Source organism: Pseudomonas neuropathica (assembly GCF_051174785.1).
Lineage (GTDB): Bacteria > Pseudomonadota > Gammaproteobacteria > Pseudomonadales > Pseudomonadaceae > Aquipseudomonas > Aquipseudomonas neuropathica_A.
The window spans coordinates 3,754,817-3,779,044 of the sequence record NZ_CP195111.1; the positions used below are offsets into that span (position 1 = coordinate 3,754,817).

At 59.6% G+C, this 24,228-nt stretch carries 16 protein-coding genes and 1 pseudogene; 12 read left to right on the forward strand and 5 right to left on the reverse strand.

Translation table 11 applies throughout. The annotated features are described in order from the left end of the window. Positions 1–210: 210 nt before the first annotated feature. Positions 211–1,617 (reverse strand): type I glutamate--ammonia ligase, encoded by a 1,407-nt coding sequence (gene glnA, locus ACRRSD_RS17130; protein ID WP_007909254.1) that lies wholly within the window; start codon positions 1,615–1,617, stop codon positions 211–213. 327 nt (positions 1,618–1,944) lie between these two features. On the opposite strand from glnA, the gene thiI reads away from it, so the two are divergent. Both thiI and typA read left to right on the forward strand, forming a co-directional pair. After that, positions 1,945–3,399 carry a tRNA uracil 4-sulfurtransferase ThiI gene (thiI, locus tag ACRRSD_RS17135; RefSeq protein WP_095047172.1) on the forward strand — a complete coding sequence of 485 codons (1,455 nt, stop codon included), beginning with the start codon at positions 1,945–1,947 and terminating at the stop codon, positions 3,397–3,399. A gap of 139 nt (positions 3,400–3,538) precedes the next feature. Then, complete coding sequence (gene typA / locus ACRRSD_RS17140) at positions 3,539–5,359, forward strand: translational GTPase TypA (RefSeq protein ID WP_003220792.1); 1,821 nt, start codon at positions 3,539–3,541, stop codon at positions 5,357–5,359. Positions 5,360–5,638: 279 nt separating this feature from the next. Here the strand turns inward: typA and ACRRSD_RS17145 are convergent, their stop codons facing one another. Beyond that, positions 5,639–6,076: a YkgJ family cysteine cluster protein gene (locus tag ACRRSD_RS17145; RefSeq protein WP_038359983.1), complete on the reverse strand. Its 438-nt coding sequence runs from the start codon at positions 6,074–6,076 to the stop codon at positions 5,639–5,641. 259 nt (positions 6,077–6,335) lie between these two features. On the opposite strand from ACRRSD_RS17145, the gene ACRRSD_RS17150 reads away from it, so the two are divergent. The 5 genes from ACRRSD_RS17150 to ACRRSD_RS17170 all read left to right on the forward strand — a co-directional run bounded on the left by ACRRSD_RS17150 (position 6,336) and on the right by ACRRSD_RS17170 (position 15,854). Next, complete coding sequence (locus ACRRSD_RS17150; RefSeq protein WP_150750172.1) at positions 6,336–8,786, forward strand: glycogen/starch/alpha-glucan phosphorylase; 2,451 nt, start codon at positions 6,336–6,338, stop codon at positions 8,784–8,786. Between the two features lie 164 nt (positions 8,787–8,950). Further along, positions 8,951–12,535, forward strand: coding sequence for a DUF2339 domain-containing protein (locus tag ACRRSD_RS17155; RefSeq protein ID WP_435034392.1), 3,585 nt, complete (start codon positions 8,951–8,953; stop codon positions 12,533–12,535). Then, on the forward strand, positions 12,532–13,896 hold the full coding sequence (locus ACRRSD_RS17160) for a DUF3999 domain-containing protein (protein ID WP_435034393.1): 1,365 nt from the start codon (positions 12,532–12,534) through the stop codon (positions 13,894–13,896). Before ACRRSD_RS17155 ends, ACRRSD_RS17160 begins: the two co-directional genes overlap by 4 nt. Positions 13,897–14,237: 341 nt before the next feature. Continuing rightward, entirely contained in the window at positions 14,238–15,248 is a 1,011-nt protein-coding gene (locus tag ACRRSD_RS17165; RefSeq protein ID WP_007909265.1) for a class 1 fructose-bisphosphatase, read from the forward strand. A 3-nt stretch (positions 15,249–15,251) separates the two neighbouring features. Next, positions 15,252–15,854, forward strand: a complete 603-nt coding sequence (locus ACRRSD_RS17170) for a DUF924 family protein (RefSeq protein ID WP_435034394.1) — start codon at positions 15,252–15,254, stop codon at positions 15,852–15,854. 197 nt (positions 15,855–16,051) lie between these two features. Here ACRRSD_RS17170 and ACRRSD_RS17175 read toward each other — a convergent pair whose 3' ends face one another. Both ACRRSD_RS17175 and ACRRSD_RS17180 read right to left on the reverse strand, forming a co-directional pair. Next, positions 16,052–16,816 (reverse strand): methyl-accepting chemotaxis protein, encoded by a 765-nt coding sequence (locus ACRRSD_RS17175; RefSeq protein ID WP_435038514.1) that lies wholly within the window; start codon positions 16,814–16,816, stop codon positions 16,052–16,054. A 93-nt stretch (positions 16,817–16,909) separates the two neighbouring features. Beyond that, positions 16,910–17,944: pseudogene (locus ACRRSD_RS17180) on the reverse strand (HAMP domain-containing protein); the annotation flags it as partial. A gap of 282 nt (positions 17,945–18,226) precedes the next feature. Here ACRRSD_RS17180 and ACRRSD_RS17185 point away from each other — a divergent pair. Together ACRRSD_RS17185 and ACRRSD_RS17190 are read left to right on the forward strand one after the other, a co-directional pair. Continuing rightward, on the forward strand, positions 18,227–18,481 hold the full coding sequence (locus ACRRSD_RS17185; RefSeq protein WP_003220802.1) for a hypothetical protein: 255 nt from the start codon (positions 18,227–18,229) through the stop codon (positions 18,479–18,481). 30 nt (positions 18,482–18,511) lie between these two features. Continuing rightward, entirely contained in the window at positions 18,512–19,081 is a 570-nt protein-coding gene (locus ACRRSD_RS17190; RefSeq protein WP_122609145.1) for a lipocalin family protein, read from the forward strand. 119 nt (positions 19,082–19,200) lie between these two features. On the opposite strand, the gene ACRRSD_RS17195 is transcribed toward ACRRSD_RS17190, so the two are convergent. After that, positions 19,201–20,565, reverse strand: a complete 1,365-nt coding sequence (locus tag ACRRSD_RS17195; RefSeq protein WP_435034395.1) for a formimidoylglutamate deiminase — start codon at positions 20,563–20,565, stop codon at positions 19,201–19,203. A gap of 146 nt (positions 20,566–20,711) precedes the next feature. Here ACRRSD_RS17195 and hutC point away from each other — a divergent pair, with 146 nt between their 5' ends. The 3 genes from hutC to hutU all read left to right on the forward strand — a co-directional run bounded on the left by hutC (position 20,712) and on the right by hutU (position 24,148). After that, positions 20,712–21,422, forward strand: coding sequence for a histidine utilization repressor (gene hutC, locus ACRRSD_RS17200; RefSeq protein ID WP_163013658.1), 711 nt, complete (start codon positions 20,712–20,714; stop codon positions 21,420–21,422). Then, a complete protein-coding gene (locus tag ACRRSD_RS17205) occupies positions 21,419–21,988 on the forward strand; it encodes a HutD/Ves family protein (RefSeq protein ID WP_435034396.1) in 570 nt (189 codons plus the stop codon). The genes hutC and ACRRSD_RS17205 overlap by 4 nt, the downstream gene beginning before the upstream one ends. Before the next feature lie 474 nt (positions 21,989–22,462). Next, positions 22,463–24,148 carry a urocanate hydratase gene (gene hutU / locus ACRRSD_RS17210; RefSeq protein ID WP_093430052.1) on the forward strand — a complete coding sequence of 562 codons (1,686 nt, stop codon included), beginning with the start codon at positions 22,463–22,465 and terminating at the stop codon, positions 24,146–24,148. The last annotated feature ends 80 nt before the right edge of the window (positions 24,149–24,228 follow it).

The following is a 24,228-nucleotide window of genomic DNA, read 5'->3' on the forward strand; positions in this document are numbered from 1 at the left end:
CAGAGGGAGAGGGGATTGACCGGGTTGCTCTCACAAATTTCACCGACCTGAAATTGCCATGTGAACTCAGGTTCTGAAAAGCATGGAGATCAGTCCCCTCTCCCTCTGGGCGGTCCGACGTTTCGGGAGGGTGAGGGTTTTTTTATCAATAAAAAAGGCCTCCCGAAGGAGGCCTCTTTCACTCACGCCACGTAACGCGGCGCTACCGGATCAGCAGCTGTAGTACAGCTCATATTCCAGTGGGTGTACGAAGGTGCGAACCTTGATTTCTTCTTCCGATTTCAGCGCGATATAAGCGTCGATGAAGTCGTCGGAGAACACGCCGCCCTTGGTCAGGAACGCGCGGCCCTTGTCCAGCTCTTCCAGGGCTTCTTTCAGGCTGCCGCAAACTTGTGGGATCTCTTTCGCCTCTTCAGGCGGCAGGTCGTACAGGTTTTTGTCGGCAGCGTCGCCTGGGTGGATCTTGTTCTGGATACCGTCCAGACCGGCCATCAGCAATGCTGCGAAGGCCAGGTACGGGTTGGCAGCCGGATCCGGGAAGCGGGCTTCGATACGGCGGGCTTTCGGGCTCGACACGTAAGGAATACGGATCGAAGCGGAACGGTTGCGAGCCGAGTAGGCCAGCATCACCGGCGCTTCGAAGCCTGGCACCAGACGCTTGTAGGAGTTGGTCGCCGGGTTGGTAAAGCCGTTCAGGGCCTTACCGTGCTTGATGATGCCGCCGATGAAGTACAGAGCGGTATCGGACAGGCCGGCATAGCCTTCACCTGCGAAGGTGTTCTTGCCGTCTTTCCAGATCGACATGTGCACGTGCATGCCCGAACCGTTGTCGCCGTACAGTGGTTTCGGCATGAAGGTCGCGGTGCGGCCATATGCGTCAGCAACGTTGTGCACAACGTACTTCAGGGTTTGGGTTTCGTCGGCTTTCTTCACCAGGGTGTTGAACTTGACGCCGATTTCGTTCTGGCCGGCAGTTGCCACTTCGTGGTGGTGAACTTCGACGGTCAGGCCCATTTCTTCCAGTGCGTTGCACATGGAGGTACGGATTTCGTGGTCGTGGTCGAACGGCGGAACCGGGAAGTAGCCACCTTTGACGCCTGGACGGTGACCCTTGTTGCCGCCTTCGATGTCCTGGTCGGACATCCACGAACCTTGCTCGGAGTAGATCTTGAACATCGAGCCGGAGATGTCCGACTTGAATTTCACCGAGTCAAAGATGAAGAACTCAGGCTCTGGACCAGCGAACACGGTGTCACCGATACCGGTGGCTTTCAGGTGTTCTTCGGCGCGCTTGGCGATCGCACGTGGGTCGCGGTCGTAGCCTTGCATGCTCGAAGGTTCGATGATGTCGCACACCAGGATCAGGGTGGCGTCTTCGGTGAACGGGTCGAGAACGGCCGTTTCGTCAACCGGCATCAGGATCATGTCGGAGGCTTCGATGCCTTTCCAGCCAGCGATGGAGGAACCGTCGAACATTTTGCCGACTTCGAAGAAGTCTTCATCCAGCGCATCGCGAGCCGGCATGGTCACGTGGTGCTGAGTGCCTTTGGTGTCCGTGAAGCGCAGATCAATCCACTTGACGTCATGATCTTTGATGAGTTGAACCGTCTTCGACATATGTCCTCCGGGTGGCTTCGGGCTAGTAGTGGATGCCCTTAAAGTTGGGTGATGCCGGCGCGAATACTCTGCCAAGGCAACCTGCCTCACAAGGGAGCAAATTGCATGCCAGTGCCCCAGCATGGGTTTTTTGCCCCAAATTCACGCTTATAAAGGTGCAAAGCGCCTGAATACGGAAAATCTCGCCCTCTAATGTAGCGTCTCGAATCAAGAATGACCCGTTTTGGTGCATGCAAAACCTTCTACACATTAACTGGTTAAACCTTGAGCAATTTCCGCTATAATCCGCGCCCCCCTTTTTCGGCTGGCCGTTCGCGCGCTGTTTTCATGAAACTAATCGTAAAAGTCTTCCCCGAGATCACCATCAAAAGCCGACCTGTCCGGACGAAATTCATCCGCCAGTTGGCCAAGAACATCCGCACCGTGCTCCGCGACCTGGACCCGGCCGTGGTGGTGAACGGTGTGTGGGACAATCTCGAGCTGGAAACCCGCGTTACCGACCCCAAAGCCTTGAAAGAGATGGGCGAGCGCCTGACCTGCATGCCGGGCATCGCGCACTTCCTGCAGATCGACGAGTACCCGCTGGGCGACTTCGACGACATCACCGAGAAGTGCAAACAGCACTACGGCGATGCGCTGGCCGGGAAGATTTTCTCGGTGCGCTGCAAGCGTGCCGGCAAGCACACCTTCAGCTCGATGGACGTCGAAAAATACGTCGGCAGCAAGCTGCGCCGTGAGTGCGGTGCCGCCGGTATCGACCTGAAAGCGCCGGAAATCGAAGTCCGTATCGAAGTTCGCGACAAACGGTTGTTTGTGATCCACAGCCAGCACAACGGCATCGGCGGCTACCCGCTCGGTGCGTTGGAGCAGACGCTGGTATTGATGTCCGGCGGTTTTGACTCGACCGTTGCGGCCTACCAGATCATTCGTCGCGGCCTGATGACGCACTTCTGCTTCTTCAATCTGGGCGGTCGTGCCCATGAATTGGGCGTGATGGAAGTCGCGCATTTCATCTGGAAGAAGTACGGCAGCTCGCAACGCGTGCTATTTGTCAGTGTTCCGTTCGAAGAAGTCTTGGGCGAAATTCTCGGCAAAGTCGATAACAGTCATATGGGCGTCGTATTGAAGCGTATGATGTTGCGCGCGGCTTCCAATATCGCCGACCGCCTGCACATCGAGGCATTGGTTACCGGCGAGGCGATCTCCCAGGTTTCGAGCCAGACACTGCCGAACCTGTCGGTGATCGACTGTGTGACCGACAAACTGGTCCTGCGTCCGCTGATCGTGGCGCACAAGCAGGACATCATCGACACGGCCAACGAGATCGGCACCGCCGATTTCGCCCGGCACATGCCGGAATACTGCGGGGTCATTTCGGTCAATCCGAAGACCGCCGCCAAACGCGGTCGTGTTGAACACGAAGAGAAAGAATTCGACATGGCGGTCCTCGAGCGTGCGCTCGAAAACGCCAAACTGGTGCCGATCGATCGGGTGATCGACGAGTTGGGCCAGGACGTACAGATTGAAGAAGTCAGCGAAGCACTGGCCGGCCAGATCGTGATCGACATCCGTCACCCGGATGCCGCCGAGGATGAGCCGCTGGAACTCGCTGGCGTAGAAGTACAGACGATGCCGTTCTACGCAGTGAACGCTCGTTTCAAGGAGCTGGATCCGACTCGCCAGTACCTGCTGTATTGCGACAAAGGCGTGATGAGTCGCCTGCATGCTCACCATTTGCTCAGTGAGGGGCATGCCAATGTGCGCGTTTATCGACCGAGCTAAGTGCCCGGGGCTGTTTGCCTGTGGCCTGCGTCACCGGCCCCCCGACACCGCCGTCAAGCTGTAACGGCCATGCCGGACACTACTGCTAATCGCTGCCAAGACTTGTCAGCAAACCGAATCCTCTGATCGAGATACACAAGTGATCGAAAATCTACGCAACATCGCCATCATCGCCCACGTTGACCATGGTAAAACCACCCTGGTAGACAAACTCCTGCGTCAATCCGGCACTCTGGAGCGCAACGAGCTCAACGACGAGCGCGTGATGGACTCCAACGACCAGGAAAAAGAGCGCGGTATTACCATTCTGGCGAAAAACACCGCCATCAACTGGAACGGCTACCACATCAACATCGTGGATACCCCGGGCCACGCCGACTTCGGCGGCGAAGTTGAACGTGTAATGTCGATGGTTGACTCCGTTCTGCTGCTGGTTGACGCTCAAGACGGCCCTATGCCGCAAACCCGTTTCGTGACCAAGAAGGCTTTCGAAGCCGGCCTGCGTCCAATCGTGGTGATCAACAAGGTTGACCGTCCAGGCGCGCGTCCGGACTGGGTTCTGGACCAGATCTTCGACCTGTTCGACAACCTCGGCGCTACCGAAGAACAACTGGACTTCCAGGTTGTTTACGCTTCGGCCCTGAACGGTATTGCCGGTCTGGACCACACCGCCATGGCGGAAGACATGACCCCGCTGTACCAAGCGGTCGTCGACCACGTTCCGCCTCCGGCCGTTGACCGTGACGGTCCGTTCCAGATGCAGATCTCCGCTCTGGACTACAACAGCTTCCTGGGTGTTATCGGTGTTGGCCGTATCGCTCGTGGTCGCGTCAAGCCGAACACCCCGGTTGTCGCTATCAGCGCCGACGGCAAGCGCCGCAACGGTCGTATCCTGAAGCTGATGGGTCACCACGGTCTGCACCGCATTGACGTTGAAGAAGCAGCAGCCGGCGACATCGTCTGCATCAGCGGCTTCGACGAGCTGTTCATCTCCGACACTCTGTGCGATATCAACACCGTCGAGGCGATGAAGCCGCTGACCGTTGACGAGCCAACCGTTTCCATGACCTTCCAGGTAAACGACTCGCCATTCTGCGGTAAAGAAGGCAAGTTCGTGACCTCCCGTAACATCAAGGATCGTCTGGACAAAGAGCTGCTGTACAACGTTGCACTGCGCGTTGAAGAAGGCGACTCGGCTGACAAGTTCAAGGTTTCCGGCCGTGGTGAGCTGCACCTCTCGGTACTGATCGAAACCATGCGTCGCGAAGGCTTCGAGCTGGCCCTGGGCCGCCCTGAAGTGATCATCCGTGAAGTTGACGGCGTGAAGCAGGAACCGTTCGAAAACGTAACCATCGACATCCCTGAAGAATCGCAGGGCAAGGTCATGGAAGAGATGGGTCTGCGTAAGGGCGACCTGAGCAACATGGTGCCGGATGGCAAGGGCCGTGTTCGTCTGGAATACAACATCCCTGCTCGCGGTCTGATCGGTTTCCGTAACCAGTTCCTGACCCTGACCAACGGTGCTGGCATCCTGACTTCGATCTTCGACCGTTACGCTCCAGTGAAGTCGGGCCACATGTCCGGCCGTCAGAACGGCGTTCTGGTTTCGGTTGAAACCGGTAAGGCGCTGACCTACTCGCTGGAAACCCTGCAGGCTCGTGGCAAGCTGTTCGTAGAACACGGCCAGGAGATCTACAACGGTCAAATCGTTGGTCAGAACAGCCGTGACAACGACCTGGGTGTGAACCCAACCAAAGGCAAGAAGCTCGACAACATGCGTGCTTCGGGTAAAGACGAAACCATCGCTCTGGTTCCACCTGTTCGCTTCACCCTGGAACAGGCTCTGGAATACATCCAGGAAGACGAGCTGTGCGAAGTCACTCCTAAGTCCATCCGTCTTCGCAAGAAGATCCTGGACGAAAGCGAGCGTACCCGCGCTGCCAAGAAAGCCAAGGCGTAATTTAGCCCGAGCTTGAAAAAACGCCCCCGGTCGCGAGACCGGGGGCGTTTTTGTTTGTCTGGGGGAAATGCAGGTTGGGCCTTGAAGATCAAAAGCCCCTCACCCTAGCCCTCTCCCGAAGGGAGAGGGGACTGATTGGGGGATGTTTTAGAAATGCGTCGACCTGGTGGGGCTCAACCGAATCCATAATCGCCTGGGTGTTTCAGGTCGATGTATGGCGCCAGACACCTCGGTCGGCTCCCTCTCCCTCCGGGAGAGGGCTGGGGTGAGGGTAAGCTTTTAGAACTTCTCGATCGCGCGAAAATTCTGCTCGCGCACCACTTCCTTCGGCTTATAAGCGCAATATCCCGGGCGCGGCCCGATCTTCGGGTGATTGCGGCAGGTATCCGGGCGCTTGTCATAAATGGTGCACAGGCGGCTCTTACGATCCAGGTAGTAGCAATCGTTGTTGCTCATGCGCTGCAAGGTGAAGATGCCGGACTTCTGGTTGAAGCGCTCGACCAGACCTTCCTTTTGCAAACGCTTGGCGATGTTCTTCGGCGGATCACCGAGTTCGAATTCGTCGACCACACCGATGCGCACCAGATCCTTGATCTTCACCTCAACCGGCAGCGTGCAGCAGCTGGACACGCAGGAACCGCACATCGGGGCTGAGTATTTTGCCCACGTATCGAGACGATCGATCTCGGCGGCGGCAATCAGGTTGGGCTTCATCATCGGGAGTTACCAGGCGTGTGTGCATCAGGGCGCGCGATCATACCGGGACTGGTGGATTTTTGAACAACCTTTCGCCAGATTTTTTCTGCATACAGGCACATTGCCGGACAATTCGGCACGGCCCCTGCATTCATTAGCTCACTCGCCAAGGTAATGCCGGGCTATCTCACAGTCTCAGGAAATACTGCCGAACCAGAGCCCTCACCGTCGGTCAGACCGTCTAGGCTCAGACAATTCCCGCTCGCTCGAGGTCCTATTGATGACTCAAGAACCACTAGTTCGCGAAGCAGAGGTGGCCGCATTCCGCGACGCCGTCCTGACCAAGCTCACCTACGCGGTGGGTAAAGACCCCGATCACGCGTTCGACCATGACTGGTTCGAAGCCATCGCCCTCGCGGCGCGTGATCACATGGTCGAGCACTGGATGGACCACACCCGGCAGATCTACCGCAAAGGTCAGAAACGGGTGTACTACCTCTCACTGGAATTTCTTATCGGCCGTTTGCTCTATGACAGCCTGAGCAACCTTGGTCTGCTCGACGTCGCCCGTGAAGCGCTGACTGAACTCGGTGTCGATCTGGAGCGCATCCGTTTGCTGGAGCCTGATGCGGCGCTCGGCAACGGCGGCCTCGGGCGTCTGGCGGCGTGCTTCATGGAAAGCATGTCGACTCTCGGCATCGCCGGTCACGGCTACGGTATTCGTTATGAACACGGCTTGTTCCGTCAGGCCATCGTCGACGGCTGGCAGCAGGAGCAGACCGAGCACTGGCTGGATTTCGGCAACCCGTGGGAATTCGAACGGCCGGAAGTGGTTTACACCATCGGCTTCGGCGGCAGCGTTGAAACCGTCACCGATGTCAGCGGCAAATCCAAACAAGTCTGGTCGCCGGCAGAAACCGTGCGCGCCATTGCTTACGACACGCCCGTGGTCGGCTGGCGCGGGGCGAGCGTCAACACCTTGCGGCTGTGGCGTGCCCGCGCCATGGAAGATTTGCACCTGGAGCGCTTCAACGCCGGCGACCACTTGGGCGCGGTCGCCGAAGTGGCCCGGGCGGAAAGTATCTCCCGCGTGCTTTACCCGGCGGACAGCACTGAAGCAGGCCAAGAGCTGCGCCTGCGTCAGGAGTACTTCTTCGTCGCGGCCTCCTTGCAGGATCTGCTGCGTCGTCACCGCAACATGCACACCTCGGTGCTGACCTTGGGCGATCACGCGGCGATCCAGCTCAACGACACCCATCCTTCAATCGCTGTTGCCGAACTGATGCGGCAACTCGTCGACGTCTATGACGTGGCGTGGGATGCCGCGTGGCAAGTGACCGTCGACACGCTGTCGTATACCAACCACACGTTGCTGCCGGAAGCGCTGGAAACCTGGCCAGTGGGTTTGATGGAACGCATGCTGCCGCGACACATGCAGATCATTTACCTGATCAACGCCCAGCACATCGACTCGCTGCGGGCCAAAGGCATTCACGATTTCGACGTGCTGCGCGCGGTGTCGCTGATCGAAGAAGACAACGGTCGCCGGGTGCGCATGGGCAACCTTGCGTTTCTCGGTTCGCACAGCGTCAACGGCGTGTCCGGGCTGCACACGCAGTTGATGCGCAAAACCGTGTTCGCCGAACTGCACAAGCTCTATCCGGAGCGGATCAACAACAAAACCAACGGCATTACCTTCCGCCGCTGGCTGTATCAGGCCAACTCCGAATTGACCTCGATGCTGGTCGACGCGCTCGGCCCGGATCTATTGGATAACCCCGAAGAGCGTTTGCTCGATCTCGAGCCGTTCGCCGAAAAAACCGCGTTCCGCAAGGCCTTCGCCGAGCAACGCCTGCACAGCAAGAAAGCCTTGGCCTATCTGATTCACGAACGGCTGGGGATCGCGGTCAATCCGGCGGCGATGTTCGACGTGCAGGTTAAACGGATTCACGAATACAAACGCCAGTTGCTCAACCTGATGCACACCGTGGCGCTGTATCAGGCGATTCGCGCCGAGCCGGAAGTCGACTGGGTGCCACGGGTGAAAATCTTCGCCGGCAAGGCGGCGGCGAGTTATCACCAGGCCAAACTGATCATCAAGCTGACCAACGACATCGCCCGGGTGGTGAACAACGACCCGACGGTGCGCGGCTTGCTTAAAGTGGTGTTCCTGCCCAACTACAACGTCAGCCTGGCGGAGAGCATCATTCCGGCGGCGGACTTGTCCGAGCAGATTTCCACTGCCGGGTTCGAAGCATCGGGCACCAGTAACATGAAGTTCGGCCTCAACGGCGCACTGACCATCGGCACGCTGGACGGCGCCAACGTGGAAATGTGCGAACGCATCGGTGCCGAGCACATGTTCATTTTCGGCCTCAGCGCGCAGCAGGTTGAAGCGCGTAAACAGAACCACGAGTTCAGCGCGTTGCCGGACATTGCCGCGTCGCATCGTTTGAACGATGTGCTGCAAGCGATTCGCAGCGGAGTGTTCTCGCCGGATGACACTTCGCGCTACACCGGGCTGATCGATTCGCTGGTGGATTACGACCGCTTCCTGGTCTGCGCCGACTTTGACTCTTACTGGGAGGCGCAGAAGCGCGTTGAAGCGCACTGGCACGATTCCAACAACTGGTGGCGCTCGGCGGTGCTCAATACGGCGCGGATGGGCTGGTTCTCCTCAGACCGGACGATTCGTGAGTACGCCACGGATATCTGGAAAGCGCTGGAGTAACTTTCCACTCGGCTCGATATAATCGCGCGCCGGAAAAGATCGCAGCCTTCGGCAGCTCCTACACAGGTGTTCGCATAACCCTGGAGCTGCCGCAGGCTGCGATCTTTTTGGGTCAGGCTGCGCTAATCTTCCCGGATTAGCCTTCGCGCTTAGGGATATCGACCATGCAATGGATGTTCATGTTGATCGGGCTGGTGCTCGGCTGGCTGCTCGACGAGTCGCTCAGTGATGCGCTGTTGGGCGCGTTGCTGGGGCTGGTGATCGGGCAGACGATCCGCATCGCGCGGCTTGGCACGCAGGCGATGGAGCAGCAGCGTCAACTTGAGCAGGCGAAGGTCGCTTTGCAAGGGGTTGAACAGCGCCTGTTTCTGCTCGAAGGTGCACCGGTTCGCGCCGCGTCGCCAGCGAGTACGCCGCCCGTCACCGAGCCAGTCGTAGAACCCGTCAAAGCAGCCGAAGAAGTGCCGGCATCCGAACTGATCTGGGAGCTGCCGCCCGAACTCGAACCGATTTCCGCCGTCGCCAGTGAAACCAGTCAACCGCTGCCTGCTGATGTGTGGCGCCTCGATGCCGTCACGCCCGAACCGTCAAAACCTGCCGAACCCCGTGGCCCGAACCTCATCGAACGTGGCATCAGTGCTGCGCGTAACTGGCTGTTCGGCGGCAACACCGTGCTGCGCGTTGGTGTGGTCTTGTTGTTCTTCGGTCTGGCGTTTCTGCTGCGCTACGCCACTGAAGGCATGGTCGTGCCGATTGAAGTGCGTTACGCCGGAGTTGCGGCAGCGGCTCTGGGTTTGCTCGCACTCGGCTGGTGGTTGCGGCGGCGCAACAGCAGTTACGCGTTGATGCTGCAAGGCACCGGGATTGCGGTGCTGTACTTGACGGTGTTTGCTGCGATGCGCCTGCATCCGTTGCTCGATCCGTCTGCCGCGTTGGGCTTGCTGGTCGCTGTGACGGTGTTCTCGGCGATTCTGGCGATCACCCAAGACTCGCTGGCGTTGGCCGCCGTCGCCGCATTGGGCGGTTTCGCCGCGCCAATCCTGACCTCCACCGGCGCTGGTAATCACGTTGCGCTGTTCAGTTATTTCGCGCTGCTCAACGCCGGCATTCTCGCCATCGCCTGGTTCAAGGCCTGGCGTTTGCTCAACCTGATTGGCTTCGTCGGCACCTTCGGCATCGGTTTCGCCTGGGGCCTGCGCTCTTATGCGCCAGAGCTGTTGTGGAGCACCGAGCCGTTCCTGATTCTGTTCTTCCTGATGTACCTCGCCATCGGCCTGTTGTTCGCCCGCCGCAAGTTGCTCGACATGCCAGATGCCCCGGCGGATGGCGACCGCGAAGCGTTGCTGCACTGGTCGGCGCGCAAGGGCGATTATGTCGATGGCAGCATGCTGTTCGGCCCGCCAATCATCGGCTTCGGTTTGCAGTTTGCCTTGGTCCAGCATCTGGAGTTTGCGGCGGCGTTCAGTGCGCTGGCACTGGGCATGATCTATATGGCTCTGGCGAAGGTGTTGATGGGCGGCCGCGCGTTGCTGCTGGGCGAAACCTGCCTGGCGCTCGGGGTGATTTTTGCCAGTCTGGCGATCCCGCTGGGACTCGATGCGCGCTGGACCTCGGCGGCATGGGCGGTGGAAGGCGCGGGGATTTTCTGGCTCGGTCTGCGTCAGCATCGACCGTTCGCCCGGGCGTTTGCCTTGCTCCTGCAACTGGGGTCGGCGTTGGCCTTCCTCAGCCAATTGCGCGTTGGCGAAAGCAGTCTGCTCGACGGTGCGCCGCTGGGCGCGTTGATGCTCGGGATTGCCTTGCTGTTCAGCTTCTATCAATTGCGCAAGGCCTCGCCGGAACAGGCATCACTTTGGGAGCGTCAAGGCTTGCCGGTGTTGGCGTCTCTGGGCCTGACCTTCCTCTATCTGCTGGCGCCGCTGTTTTTCTTCGTGCAGGCCACGGCGATCAGTTGGGCGCTCGCCGGGTTGGCGACGTTGTTTGTCGGTCTGCGGATTCAGTCGCGCACCTTCCTGTTCAGCGCATTTGCCGTGCAGTTGCTCGGCGGTGCGTTATTCCTGTTGCGTCTGCAAGGCGCGGGCGAGGATTCGGCAGCGGTGTTCAGCGCCGGCTGGAGTGGCTTGCTCAGTGCTTCGCTGATCGGTCTGGCGTTGATCGCCGGCATGCTGTTGGCGGCTCGCGATGAAATGGTGCGCAGCGATGTGCGCCTATTGCGTGGTTTGTCGGTGGTATTGCTGGCCGGCCTGGTGCTGATCAATCTGGCGGTGTTGTTTGTGCTGCCGTGGCAAACGGCGAGCGCGGTGTGGGCGGCCAGTGGTTTGCTGATCATCTGGCTGAGCCTGTACCTCCAGCAGCGCGTGAGTTTTGTTTTCGGTTTGTTGTTGCAGGTGATCGGTGGTGCAGCGTTTTTGCTGGCCGCTCCGGATTTGCTCGGGCCACTGTCCAGCGAAGGTTTGAAACCGCTGGCCCATGGCGGATTCTGGACGCCGCTGGTGCTGGGGCTGGCGGCGATGATCGGTGCCTGGCGTCTGCAACTGGGTAATCATGCCTCGGCATTCGATGCGTTGAGTTTGCAGCGCTTGTCCGAAGTATTGCTGGTGTGGGGCGCGGGCTGGTGGGCGCTGGCGTGGGTGAGTGAAGTGTTGCGGTTTGCTGCCCCGAATCTGCAAGGCACGTTGCTGCTGTTGGTTGCAGCTGTAAGCGTGGCGTTGTGGACTGTGTTGTCGCTACGTTTGAAATGGCCGACGCTTGGCTTGCTCTGCACCTTGCTGATTCCGACGGCAGGTCTGGTGTTGCTCGCGGCTTGGCATTCGCGTTATCACCCGGCGGCCGATTTCGGTTGGCTGGCGTGGGCGGCGGTATTCGCCGTGCATTTCTTCAGCCTTCGACGCTTGGCGCCAATGCTACCGGCGCGGGCCTTGAGCACTGCGCATGTGCTCGGCTGCTGGCTGCTGATTGGCGTGCTGGCGCTGGAATTGCGTTATGGCCTGTTGCTGTTGTCCGAGCAATACAACGCCTGGCGTTGGCTGGGTTGGGCGATTCTGCCGAGCCTTTATCTGCTGCTGGCGGCTGCACCGCGCAGTTGGCCGTGGCCGGTGGCGGCATTCCCTCGCGAATACCGTTTGTACGCCGCTGCGCCGTTGGCGGTGTTGATGCTCGCATGGTTCTGGCTGGCCAATGGCGTCAGCGATGGCAATGCCGAGCCGCTGCCTTATGTGCCGCTGCTCAATCCATTGGAGCTGGGTTTGTTGTTCGCATTGTTCGGCGTTTACGTCTGGTCGCGCAGCGCGGTTTCGCAGTTGTCGATCCGTCAGGACTACGCCGATTACGCGACGCAACTGATCGCCGGAGTCTCGCTGTTTGCCTTATGCACTGCGCTGGTCACCCGCGCCGCGCACCATTGGGCCGGCATCCCCTTCGAACTGGATACGCTGCTCGCCTCGATGCTGGTGCAGGCCGGATTGTCGATCGTCTGGACGCTGATGGCGCTCGGGCTGATGATCGGTGGACATCTGCGTCATCGCCGCGAAGTGTGGCTGATCGGCGCGGCGCTGATTGCGCTGGTGGTGGCCAAACTGATTTTTGTTGAATTGAGCAACCGTGGCGGCCTCGCCCGGATCGTCTCGTTTATCGGCGTTGGCGTGTTGCTGCTGGTGGTCGGTTATTTCGCACCGCTGCCGCCCAAACGCGTTGAAGCTGAGCCAGCGGCGGACAAACCGGTCCCGGACACCGAAGGAGTTTCATCTTGAGTCGCATGCGAAATCTGGGTTGGTTGGCGTTGGGCGTGGTGATGGTGGCTGGCGCTCAGGAAAAACCGGCGGACTTCGCCACGCAGGTGCCGCTGGCGGTCAGCGGCAACGGCCCGTGGTATCGCCTCGAATTGCCGTTGAGCGTGCAATTGCAGGCGCGCCAGACCGATCTCAGTGATCTGCGGGTGTTCAACGCGGCCGGCGAACCGCAGGCCTACGCCTTGGCCCGTGAGTCGGCGCAGACCCGTGACGACGGCCAGTTGCATGAAGTGAAATGGTTCCCGCTGTACAACGCCGCCGACGCCAGCGAACGCGCGCCGAACGTGCGCGTGCAGTCGACCACCAGCGGCACGCTGGTCGAAGTGCAGCCGTCCAGTCAGTTGGAGGCGGGTGAAGAAGTGCTGCGCGGCTGGCTGCTGGATGCCAGCGCGATCAAGGCGCCATTGCAGCAACTGATCCTCGACTGGACCAGCGAGCGCGATGGCTTCCAGCGCTTCAGCATCGAAGCCAGCGACGACCTGCAACACTGGCAAGCGTGGGGCGAAGGGCAGGTGGCACGGCTGACCTTTTCCGATGAGCGCATCGAGCAGCATGAAGTGACATTGCCGGGGCAATCGGCGCGTTATGTGCGGCTGTTGTGGGAGTCGCCGAATTCGGCGCCGATCCTGACGGCGGTTCAATTGAAAAGCAGTGATCCGCGCAACGTTCCGCTGCCGTTGGTCTGGTCGCAGACATTGGCCGGCAGCAGCACAAAGGCCGGAGAATACACCTGGCAGTTGCCGATGGGGCTGAATGTCGAACGTGTGCAGGTCGAGCTGAAACAGCCGAACAGCCTGGCGCCAGTGACGCTGGCAGGGCGCCGTGAAAGCAGTTTGCCGTGGCAGACGCTGAGCAGCGGTTTGCTCTATCGCCTGACTCAGAATAATCAGGACGTGCAGCAGAACGAATTGCAGCTCTACGGGCAGACCGTGCAGCAGTTGAAGCTGACGGTCGATGAGCGCGGCGGCGGTCTGGGTGAGCAGGCGCCGAGTCTGAAATATGCGGTGCGGGCGACGCAGGTGATTTTCCTCGCGCGGGGAGAGGGCCCTTACAGCCTGGCGTTGGGCAACCCGAGCGTGAGGACGGCGAATCTGCCGTTGGCGACGCTGATCCCGGATTTCAAACCGGAGAAACTGGCGGCGTTGGGTAAGGCTGCGGTTCTGAGTGAGGCGGTTGTTACGCAGACTTCTACGGCGACTACGGCGGCGGTGGCTGAGACCAATTGGAAGAAGATTGGCTTGTGGGCGGTGTTGTTGCTGAGTGTGGTGTTCCTCGGGGCGATGGCGTTTAGCTTGTTGCGTAAACCGCCTGCCAATTCCTGAGAATGGCTGGCGCTGCGCGCCATTCGCGAGCAAGCTCGCTCCCACAGTGGATCTTCAATGGACGCCAATTCAGCGGTCACTCCGATTCCCTGTGGGAGCGAGCCTGCTCGCGAAAGCGGCTTGTCAGCCAATGCATATTCCGAACTGATCAATTAACCCCCAGCCACACCCGTCCGATTTCCAACTACGCTAAACCCGCTACCTGAACTCTCCACCCACATTCACGTCTCATGCAGGCAATTACACCCCAACGCACGTTACCGGGCGTCTTCGCTCGCTACGTTTTCAGACTCCCTGTAAACTGCGCGGGTTTTTAGCCCCCCATTCCACCGGAGCCGTCCATGTCCCGCGTTACCCTGAGTCGCTATTTGATTGAGCAGACCCGCAGCAATAACACTCCTGCCGATCTGCGTTTCCTGATCGAAGTGGTCGCGCGTGCTTGCAAAGAAATCAGCCACGCCGTGTCGAAAGGCGCCCTGGGTGGTGTTCTGGGCAGCATGGGCACTGAAAACGTCCAAGGCGAAGTGCAGAAGAAGCTCGACGTGATCTCCAACGAGATCCTGCTCGAAGCCAACGAATGGGGCGGTCACCTGGCCGGCATGGCGTCCGAAGAAATGGACAATGCCTACCAGATCCCGGGTAAATACCCGAAAGGCGCGTACCTGCTGGTATTCGACCCACTGGACGGCTCGTCGAACATCGACATCAACGCCCCGGTCGGCACCATCTTCTCGGTACTGCGTTGCCCGAACGAATACCTGAGCCAGAACGAGCCGCTGAACGAGAAAGCGTTCCTGCAGCCGGGCACTCAGCAAGTTGCCGCCGGTTATGCAATCTACGGCCCGCAAACCATGCTGGTACTGACCCTGGGCGACGGCGTCAAAGGCTTCACCCTCGACCGTGAAATGGGCAGCTTCGTGCTGACCCACGAAGACATCACCATTCCTGAATCAACCCAGGAATTCGCCATCAACATGTCCAACCAGCGTCACTGGGAAGCCCCGGTACAACGCTACGTGGGCGAACTGCTGGCCGGTGAAGAAGGTCCGCTGAAAAAGAACTACAACATGCGTTGGGTCGCCGCGATGGTTGCCGACGTACACCGCATTCTGACCCGTGGCGGTCTGTTCATGTACCCGCGCGACAGCCGTGAGCCTTCCAAGCCAGGCAAACTGCGTCTGATGTACGAAGCCAACCCGATGTCGTTCCTCGTGGAACAAGCGGGCGGCGCGTCCACCGACGGCCACCAGCGCATTCTCGACATTCAGCCGGAAGGCCTGCACCAGCGCGTAGCGGTGTTCCTCGGTTCGAAAGAAGAAGTCGCCCGCGCTACGGCCTACCACAAGGAATAAACCATGACCGCGCCTTGGCAGCCGTTGCTTGATTGGTGGTTCGGACAAGCCGAATCCCCCGACGAGATAGCGGCTGACAAGGGCAAGTTGTGGTTCGGCAAGCGAGACAGCCAAGACCTCGAAGCGCAGACGCGTTTCGGGGTCTTTGTCGATCAGGCCCTGGCCGGCGAACTGACCGAGTGGACGCAACGTCCCGAAGGTTGGCTGGCCGTGGTGCTATTGCTCGATCAACTGCCGCGAATGATCTTTCGCGACACGCCTAAAGCCTTCTCCGGTGATCTGCGCGCGCAGAAACTCGTGGCCCAAGGCATTGCTGCGGATTTCGATCGGCAGTTAAAACCCATTCAGCGAGTGTTCATTTATCTGGTGTTCGAACACTGCGAAAACCTCGCGGTGCAGAATGAGGCGGTTTCCCGATTTATCGAACTGGTGGCTGAACAGCCGGAGTCGGAGCGGGCGGTGTTTGCCGATAATCTGGATTATGCCGAGCGGCATCAGAAAGTGATTGCGCGGTTTGGCCGGTTTCCGCATCGCAATGCGGTGTTGGGGCGGGAGTCTACGGCTGAGGAGTTGGTGTTTCTTTCTGAGCCGGGGTCTAGATTTTAAGAGCTTTCCCTCACCCTAGCCCTCTCCCTGAGGGAGAGGGGACTGACCGAGGTGGTTGGGCGAGGTACGCCGACCTGAAATATCGAGTCGAACTCAGGTTTGAACAGCATGAAGATCGGCTCCCTTTTCCCCTCGCCCCCCTGGGGGCGGTCCGACGTTTCGGGAGGGCTGGGGTGAGGGGGTAAGGCTCTTGATCTTCAGATGCGGAAGCTGCCAACCAATTGCTTCAACCGCGCCGCCTGCTGCTCCAGATCCGAGCAAGCCCGCAACGTCGCCTGCAGGTTCTCCACACCTTCCTGATTCAGCGTGTTGATCTCGTTGATATCGACATTGATCGACTCGACCACCGCCGTCTGCTCTTCAGTCGCCGTCGCTACCGACTGGTTCATCCCGTCGATCTCGCCAATACGCTGAGTCACGCTGCCCAACCGCTCGCCGGCCTGGTTAGCGATGCCGACGCTGCTTTCGCTCTCGCGCTGGCTCTCGGTCATGATGCTGACCGCCTGGCGCGCGCCGATTTGCAGCTCTTCGATCATCTTCTGCACTTGCTGCGCCGAATCCTGGGTGCGGTGGGCGAGGTTGCGCACTTCGTCAGCGACCACAGCGAAACCACGCCCGGCTTCACCGGCCCGCGCTGCTTCGATCGCAGCGTTGAGCGCGAGCAGGTTGGTCTGCTGGGAAATGCTGGTGATCACTTCGAGAATCTGGCCGATGTTCACCGTGTTGCTGTTCAGGGTTTCGATGTTGCCGCACGAATCGCTGATCTTCGCCGACAGCTGCTGCATGGCCTGGATGGTTTTATCGACAACCTGCTGACCGTCGACCGCGAGGCTGCGCGCATCGCTGGAGTGCTGCGAGGCTAGCGCAGCGTTCTGGGCAATTTCCTGGGCGGCGGCGCCGAGCTGGTTAATCGCGGCGGCCACGCTGTTGGTGCGCGAGGCTTGCTGGTCGGAGTTGTACATCGACGAGTTCGAGGCCGCGACCACGCGCAGGGCGACTTCGTTGACTTGGCCGGTGGCCGAGGACACTTCGCGTATCGAGGTGTGGATACGCTCGACGAAGCGGTTGAACGAGGTGCCCAGTGCGCCGAATTCGTCGTTGCCGTGGATGACCAGACGTTTGGTCAGGTCGCCTTCACCTTCGGCGATGTCGTGCATCGCACGGCCCATGGTCAGCAGCGGTTGCATCAGCACGCGGATGAGCATGCCGAGCAGGGCGATGATGATCACCACGGCAATGACCATGGCGATCAGCGCCGAGGTGCGGAATTCGCTGAGCATTGCGAACGCGGTGTCTTTATCGAGCACCAGCGCCACGTACCAGTCGGCTGATGGCACGCCGTTGACGCGGGTGAAGGAGATCAACTGAGTCTTGCCGTCGAACTCGACTTCTTTCAGGCCGGCGCTGACTTTCGGCGCGCCATTCGGGTAGGCCTCGGCGAGGGTCTTGAGCACCAGTTTGCTGTCCGGGTGAATCAGGATCTTGCCATCGGCGCTGACGATGAACGCGTGGCCATGGCCGCCGAAGTTCAGCGAGTTGATGATCGCGCTGACACTGGTCAGATCGATGTCAGCACCGGCGACGCCGAGCATCTGCCCTTGGCGCTGTACCGGCGTGGCAACGGTGATCACCAGTTTGCCCGACGACGCGGCGATGTACGGTTCGGTGACGATGGTCTGCTGTGCGCTGTTGGCGGCTTTGTACCAACCGCGTGCGCGTGGGTCGTAGTCCGGCGCGCGGTTGCCGGCCGGTACCGAGAACATCACGCCGTCAGCACCACCGAAGTAGCTGAGCTGGAAATTGCCGGTGTAGGCGGGCAGGTCGATGATGCGTTTCAGGCTGGCGGGAGCGTTACCGTCGACGGCGACTTGCTGCGACAACGATTGCAGCAATTGGATGCGGCTTTCCAGCCAGGTCTGGATGTTGCTGGTGGTCAGGCTGCCCAGTTCCTGCATCGAGGCTTCGGTGCTGCTGCTCAGGGCTTCGCGCTGCCGGTAGTCGTTGAAGAAAATGAAACAGGCGAACGCAACGGCCACCACGAGGGCGGCAGCCAACAAGATCTTGTGGCTGAATTTCATGTTTCTGGTCATCGAATGAGCTACCGCGAAGGGGCTGGTCAAGAAAGGGCGGCAATTTGCCACACTTGGGGGCTTTGCGCTGCTTTTATGTCGACTGCGTCGCGCCAAAGATTAGGCGTCTTTGGCGAAATGCGACGAAATGCTCAATAGCGTTACAAAGTGGCTGATTTATCGGCAAATGCCAGACGGGCGGGCTAATAAATAGCCATTCCCTCACGGAACCAGATGAGGGTTTTCTCTTCTAAGCTTCTGGTTGGCACCATGCCATCCCCCCCTCGTTCCAGGAGTTACACCATGTCGCTGCGATCTATCGCCCTTCTGACGTTTTGCGTGCTGCTGGCCGCATGCAGCAAGGTCAATCAGGAAAATTATTCGAAGCTCTCGGCCGGGATGGCCAAGGCCGAAGTCGAGACTCTGCTCGGCAAGCCCACCGATTGCTCGGGCGCGCTCGGCATGTCCAGTTGCACCTGGGGCGACAAGAACAGCTTTATCAGCGTGCAGTACGCCGGTGACAAAGTGCTGATGTTTTCCGGCCAAGGCCTGAAGTAAACCGGGGCTTCGCGCCCACGGAGAAGAAAAATGAAGCGGTTATTGCTGATCCTTTTTGCCGGCCTGGTACTGGCCGGCTGCGCCACTTCCGGCGTCGACCCGTTGGCGCCGAAAACCGTCAACAGCGTCAATCTCAAGCGCTATCAGGGCACGTGGTACGAGCTGGCACGCTTGCCGATGTATTTCCAGCGCCATTGCGCGCAATCCGAAGCCCATTACACCCTCAAGCCTGACGGCAATGTCGCGGTGCTCAATCGCTGCCTGACCCCGGACTGGCAGTGGGAAGAGGCCAAAGGCACGGCTTATCCACAGGTGCCGGGCAAGACCGACAAGCTCTGGGTCGAATTCGATACCTGGTTCTCACGCCTGATTCCGGGTGTGGCGAAAGGCGAATATTGGGTGCTGTACGTCAGCGATGACTACAAGACCGCCATCGTCGGCGACCCGAGTCGCAAGTACATGTGGCTGCTGTCGCGCACACCAACCGTCAACGGTGTGGTGCGCGAAGAACTGCTGAGCAAGGCGCGTCAGCAAGGCTATGACACCACGCGCTTGATCTGGCGCGCGTCGGATCGGCAGATGGCCAAGACTTCAAACTAAAGAACACCACAAATCAAATGTGGGAGCGAGCCTGCTCGCGAAGAGGGGTTTCAGTTAACGAAAATGTTGCTGATACACCGCTTTCGCGAGCAGGCTCGCTCCCACATTTTTGTTTTGTGTCAGCCTAAAAGATCGCGCAGGACCTGGGTGAAGGCGCGTGCACTGTCCTCTTCGCCAGCATGCCGCCCATCGCGCACCACCCACTGGCCATTGACCAATACATCGCGCACCTGACGATCGCCACCGGCAAACAACCAGCGATTCAAAATCCCGTCGCCACTGGCCGTCGCCAGATACGGATCGTTGCCATCGAGCACAATCCAGTCCGCCCGCTTGCCAACCTCCAGCGCACCAATCGGCTGCCCCAGCGCCTGCGCACCGCCATCCAGCGCCGCGTCATACAGCGTGCGCCCGACCATCGGCTGATCCGCACCATACAAGCGATTACGCCGCTGATCGCGCAGCCGCTGACCGTATTCCAGCCAACGCAATTCCTCCACCACACTGAGCGAGACATGGCTGTCGGAGCCAATGCCCATGCGTCCGCCCTGCGCGAGGAAATCCACCGCCGGGAAAATCCCGTCGCCCAGGTTTGCCTCGGTGGTCAGACACAGGCCGGCAATGGCACGACTCTTGGCCATCAGCGTGACTTCTTCGGGATTGGCATGGGTCGCGTGCACCAGGCACCAGCGCTCATCGACTTCAGTGTTTTCGTACAGCCATTGCAAGGGGCGCCGTCCGCTCCAGTTCAGGCAGTCGTCGACTTCCTTCTGCTGTTCGGCGATGTGGATGTGGATTGGGCATTGCTTGTCGCTGGCCGCCAACACTTCGCTGATCTGCTGCGGCGTTACCGCACGCAATGAGTGAAAGCACAGACCCAGCGATTGCGCTTTTTGCTGCGCCAACATTGGCTGCAAACGCGATTGCAGATTCAGGTAGTTTTCGGTGCTGTTGATAAAACGGCGCTGGCCATCGTTGGGTGTCTGGCCACCGAAACCGGAGTGGCTGTAGAGCACCGGCAACAAGGTCAAACCAATGCCGCTTTCACTCGCCGCCTGACTGATGCGCAACGCCAGTTCCGCCGGATCGGCGTAAGGCTGACCATTGCTGTCGTGGTGCACATAGTGAAATTCGGCGACCGATGTGTAACCAGCCTTGAGCATTTCGATGTACAGCTGACGGGCGATAACGCCGAGCTGATCGGGGCTGATTTTTCCGACGAGCCGATACATCAGATCGCGCCAGGTCCAGAAACTGTCGTTCGGGTTGCCGGCTACTTCGGCCAGACCTGCCATCGCTCGCTGGAATGCGTGGGAGTGCAGATTCGGCATGCCCGGCAGCAACGGCCCGCTTAGTCGTTCGGCGCCATCTGCAGTGGAATCGGCCTGGATGTGGGTCAGCAGGCCATCGGCGCTGACCTCAAGACGTACATTGTTGGCCCATCCGTTAGGCAGCAGCGCGCGTTCGGCAAAGAAGGCGGACATGGTTCAGCACCCCATCGTGTGTTATTTGTATATACATATACAGACGTTTGCCTGCCCGGTAAACTCCGGCAAGCTAGCAACCTTCATCCAATGAACAGGGATCAACCGTGCCGACTCCGCCTCCAGTCTCCCCGTTGGCCGCGAACATGGGCGACAGTCCGGCGCCCTTGTACGCCCGCGTCAAACAGATGATCACCCAGCAGATCGACAGCGGAAACTGGCCGCCGCACTACCGCGTGCCGTCTGAAAGCGAGTTGGTCAATCAACTCGGTTTCAGCCGCATGACCATCAACCGCGCCCTGCGCGAGATGACCGCTGACGGTCTGTTGGTGCGCATGCAAGGCGTCGGCACGTTTGTCGCCGAACCGAAGAGCCAGTCCGCGCTGTTCGAAGTGCACAACATCGCTGACGAAATCGCCTCCCGTGGCCATCGCCACACCTGCCAGGTGATAACCCTCGAAGAAGAGGCCGCCGGTTCCGAACGTGCGCTGGCACTGGACATGCGCGAAGGGCAGAAGGTGTTCCACTCGCTGATCGTGCATTACGAAAACGACATTCCGGTGCAAATCGAAGACCGTTTCGTCAACGCACTGGTTGCTCCGGAATACCTTAAGCAAGATTTCACCCTGCAAACGCCTTACGCCTATCTCAATCAGGTCGCGCCGCTGACCGAAGGTGAGCACGTGGTTGAAGCGATCCTTGCCGAGCCGTCCGAATGCAAGTTGCTGCAGATCGAAAAGGGCGAGCCGTGCCTGCTGATTCGTCGCCGCACGTGGTCGGGGCGTCAGCCGGTGACCGCGGCACGATTGATTCACCCGGGTTCTCGTCATCGTCTGGAAGGGCGGTTCCATAAATGAATGCACTTAAGGTTTTACGCGCCGAAGGCTACCCGCGCATGCCGTGGAAAAACGGCGGTGGCAGCACTGAAGAAATCACCCGTGATGCGGGTGCCGGTCTGGAAGGGTTTGGCTGGCGCCTGTCGATTGCCGACATTGCCGAGTCGGGCGGATTCTCTACCTTCGCCGGTTACCAGCGGGTGATCACCGTGTTGCAGGGTGACGGCATGACCTTGTGCGTCGACGGTGACGATACTCGGCCGCTGTTACCGCTCGACCCGTTTGCTTTCAGCGGGGAAAGCCAGGTGTCGTGCACGCTGCTCGGCGGCGCGATTCGCGATTTCAATCTGATTTACGCCCCGCAGCGTTACAGCGCGCGGTTGCAGTGGCTGGACGGTGAGCAGCGGCTCTTCAGTTCGGCGGGGACGGTGTTGGTGTTCAGTGTCAGTGAGCTGCTGGACGTTCGGGTCGGTGACACTGCATCGCAACTCGGTCGCCATGATTGCCTGCAACTGGACGGTAACGCCGGGTTGGTCGAAGTCTCCGTCAATGCGGGTTGCTGCGTGATCGAACTGACTGCGCGCTAGTTAATCCTCCCCACTGATCGTTCCCACGCTCTGCGTGGGAATGCAACTCGTGACGCTCTGCGTCACAAGCGAACGCGGAGCGTTCGTGGCGGCGTTACCACGCAGAGCGTGGGAACGATCGGCATCCTGTTTCCCTTTACGCACCAACTTGTTACCGAACGCCCCAGCGTGGCGCAAAACCATGCCTTCGTAACATTCTCTAACCCCCTTCCTAAAGACCCACGAAAAATTTCATCCACGCCCGAACCCTTGATTCAGGTGCTCTCCAGCCCTGCAGGCAATTTTTCTTGAACACCTCTCCAGCAAGTTGGCCGCTTGATTGCATATGCTTGTATGTACAAGTAAAGACGTATGCGTATGAGTCGCTCGAGACTCTCCGCAGCGTCCACTGATTCGCTTGTCGCGCATCGAAGCGCACAGGCTGCTTGCCCACTGCCAGGGTTGGTTTGAATTGATCGCTGAGGAGTCTTTTTCGTGACTGACAATAAGCCTACAAAGTTTCGCAACGTTGAGATCCGCGCCGCCCGCGGCAACAAGCTGACCGCCAAGAGCTGGCTGACCGAAGCGCCACTGCGCATGCTGATGAACAACCTCGACCCGGAAGTCGCCGAGAACCCGAAAGAGCTGGTGGTTTACGGTGGTATCGGTCGCGCTGCGCGTAACTGGGAGTGCTACGACAAGATCGTCGAGAGCCTGACCAATCTGAACGACGACGAGACCCTGCTGGTGCAATCCGGCAAGCCGGTCGGCGTGTTCAAGACTCACAGCAATGCCCCGCGTGTACTGATCGCCAACTCCAACCTCGTACCGCACTGGGCGAGCTGGGAACACTTCAACGAACTCGACGCCAAAGGCCTGGCCATGTACGGCCAGATGACCGCCGGCAGCTGGATTTACATCGGCAGTCAAGGCATCGTCCAAGGTACTTACGAAACCTTCGTCGAAGCCGGTCGCCAGCACTACAACGACAACCTCACCGGCAAGTGGGTGTTGACCGCTGGCCTCGGTGGCATGGGCGGCGCACAACCTCTGGCGGCAACCCTGGCCGGCGCTTGCTCGCTGAACATCGAATGCCAACAAGTGAGCATCGATTTCCGCCTGAAAAGCCGTTACGTCGACGAGCAAGCCAAAGACCTCGACGACGCCCTGGCGCGCATCGACAAATACACCAAGGAAGGCAAAGCGATCTCCATCGCCCTGCTGGGTAACGCCGCAGAAATTCTGCCGGAACTGGTCAAGCGTGGCGTGCGTCCGGACATGGTCACCGACCAGACCAGCGCCCACGACCCGCTCAACGGCTACCTGCCGGCCGGCTGGACCTGGGACGAATACCGCGCTCGCGCCAAGACCGAACCGGCCGCTGTGATCAAAGCCGCCAAGCAGTCGATGGCCGTGCACGTCAAAGCCATGCTGGAATTCCAGAAGCAAGGCATTCCGACCTTCGACTACGGCAACAACATCCGTCAGATGGCGCAGGAAGAAGGCGTCGAAAACGCGTTCGATTTCCCGGGCTTCGTACCCGCCTACATCCGTCCACTGTTCTGCCGTGGCATCGGCCCGTTCCGTTGGGCGGCGCTGTCGGGCGATCCGCAAGACATCTACAAAACCGACGCCAAGGTCAAAGAGCTGATTCCGGACGACGCCCATCTGCACAACTGGCTGGACATGGCCCGCGAGCGCATCAGCTTCCAGGGTCTGCCGGCACGTATCTGCTGGGTCGGCCTGGGCCTGCGCGCCAAGCTCGGCCTGGCCTTCAACGAAATGGTTCGTAGCGGCGAGTTGTCGGCGCCGATCGTGATCGGTCGTGACCACCTCGACTCCGGCTCGGTCGCCAGCCCGAACCGTGAAACCGAATCGATGCAGGACGGTTCCGACGCCGTATCCGACTGGCCATTGCTCAACGCACTGCTCAACACCGCGAGCGGCGCGACCTGGGTTTCCCTGCACCATGGCGGCGGCGTCGGCATGGGCTTCTCCCAGCACTCGGGCATGGTGATTGTTTGCGACGGTACTGACGAAGCGGCCGAGCGCATTGCGCGCGTGCTGCACAACGACCCGGCCACCGGTGTCATGCGTCACGCCGATGCCGGTTACCAGATCGCCATCGACTGCGCCAAGGAGCAGGGGCTGAACCTGCCGATGATTACCGGCGGCAAGTAACACGTTTTGGCTTTATGTGGGAGCGAGCTTGCTCGCGAAAGCAATCTGTCAGCCAGCACAGATGTTGAATGTACTGGCCA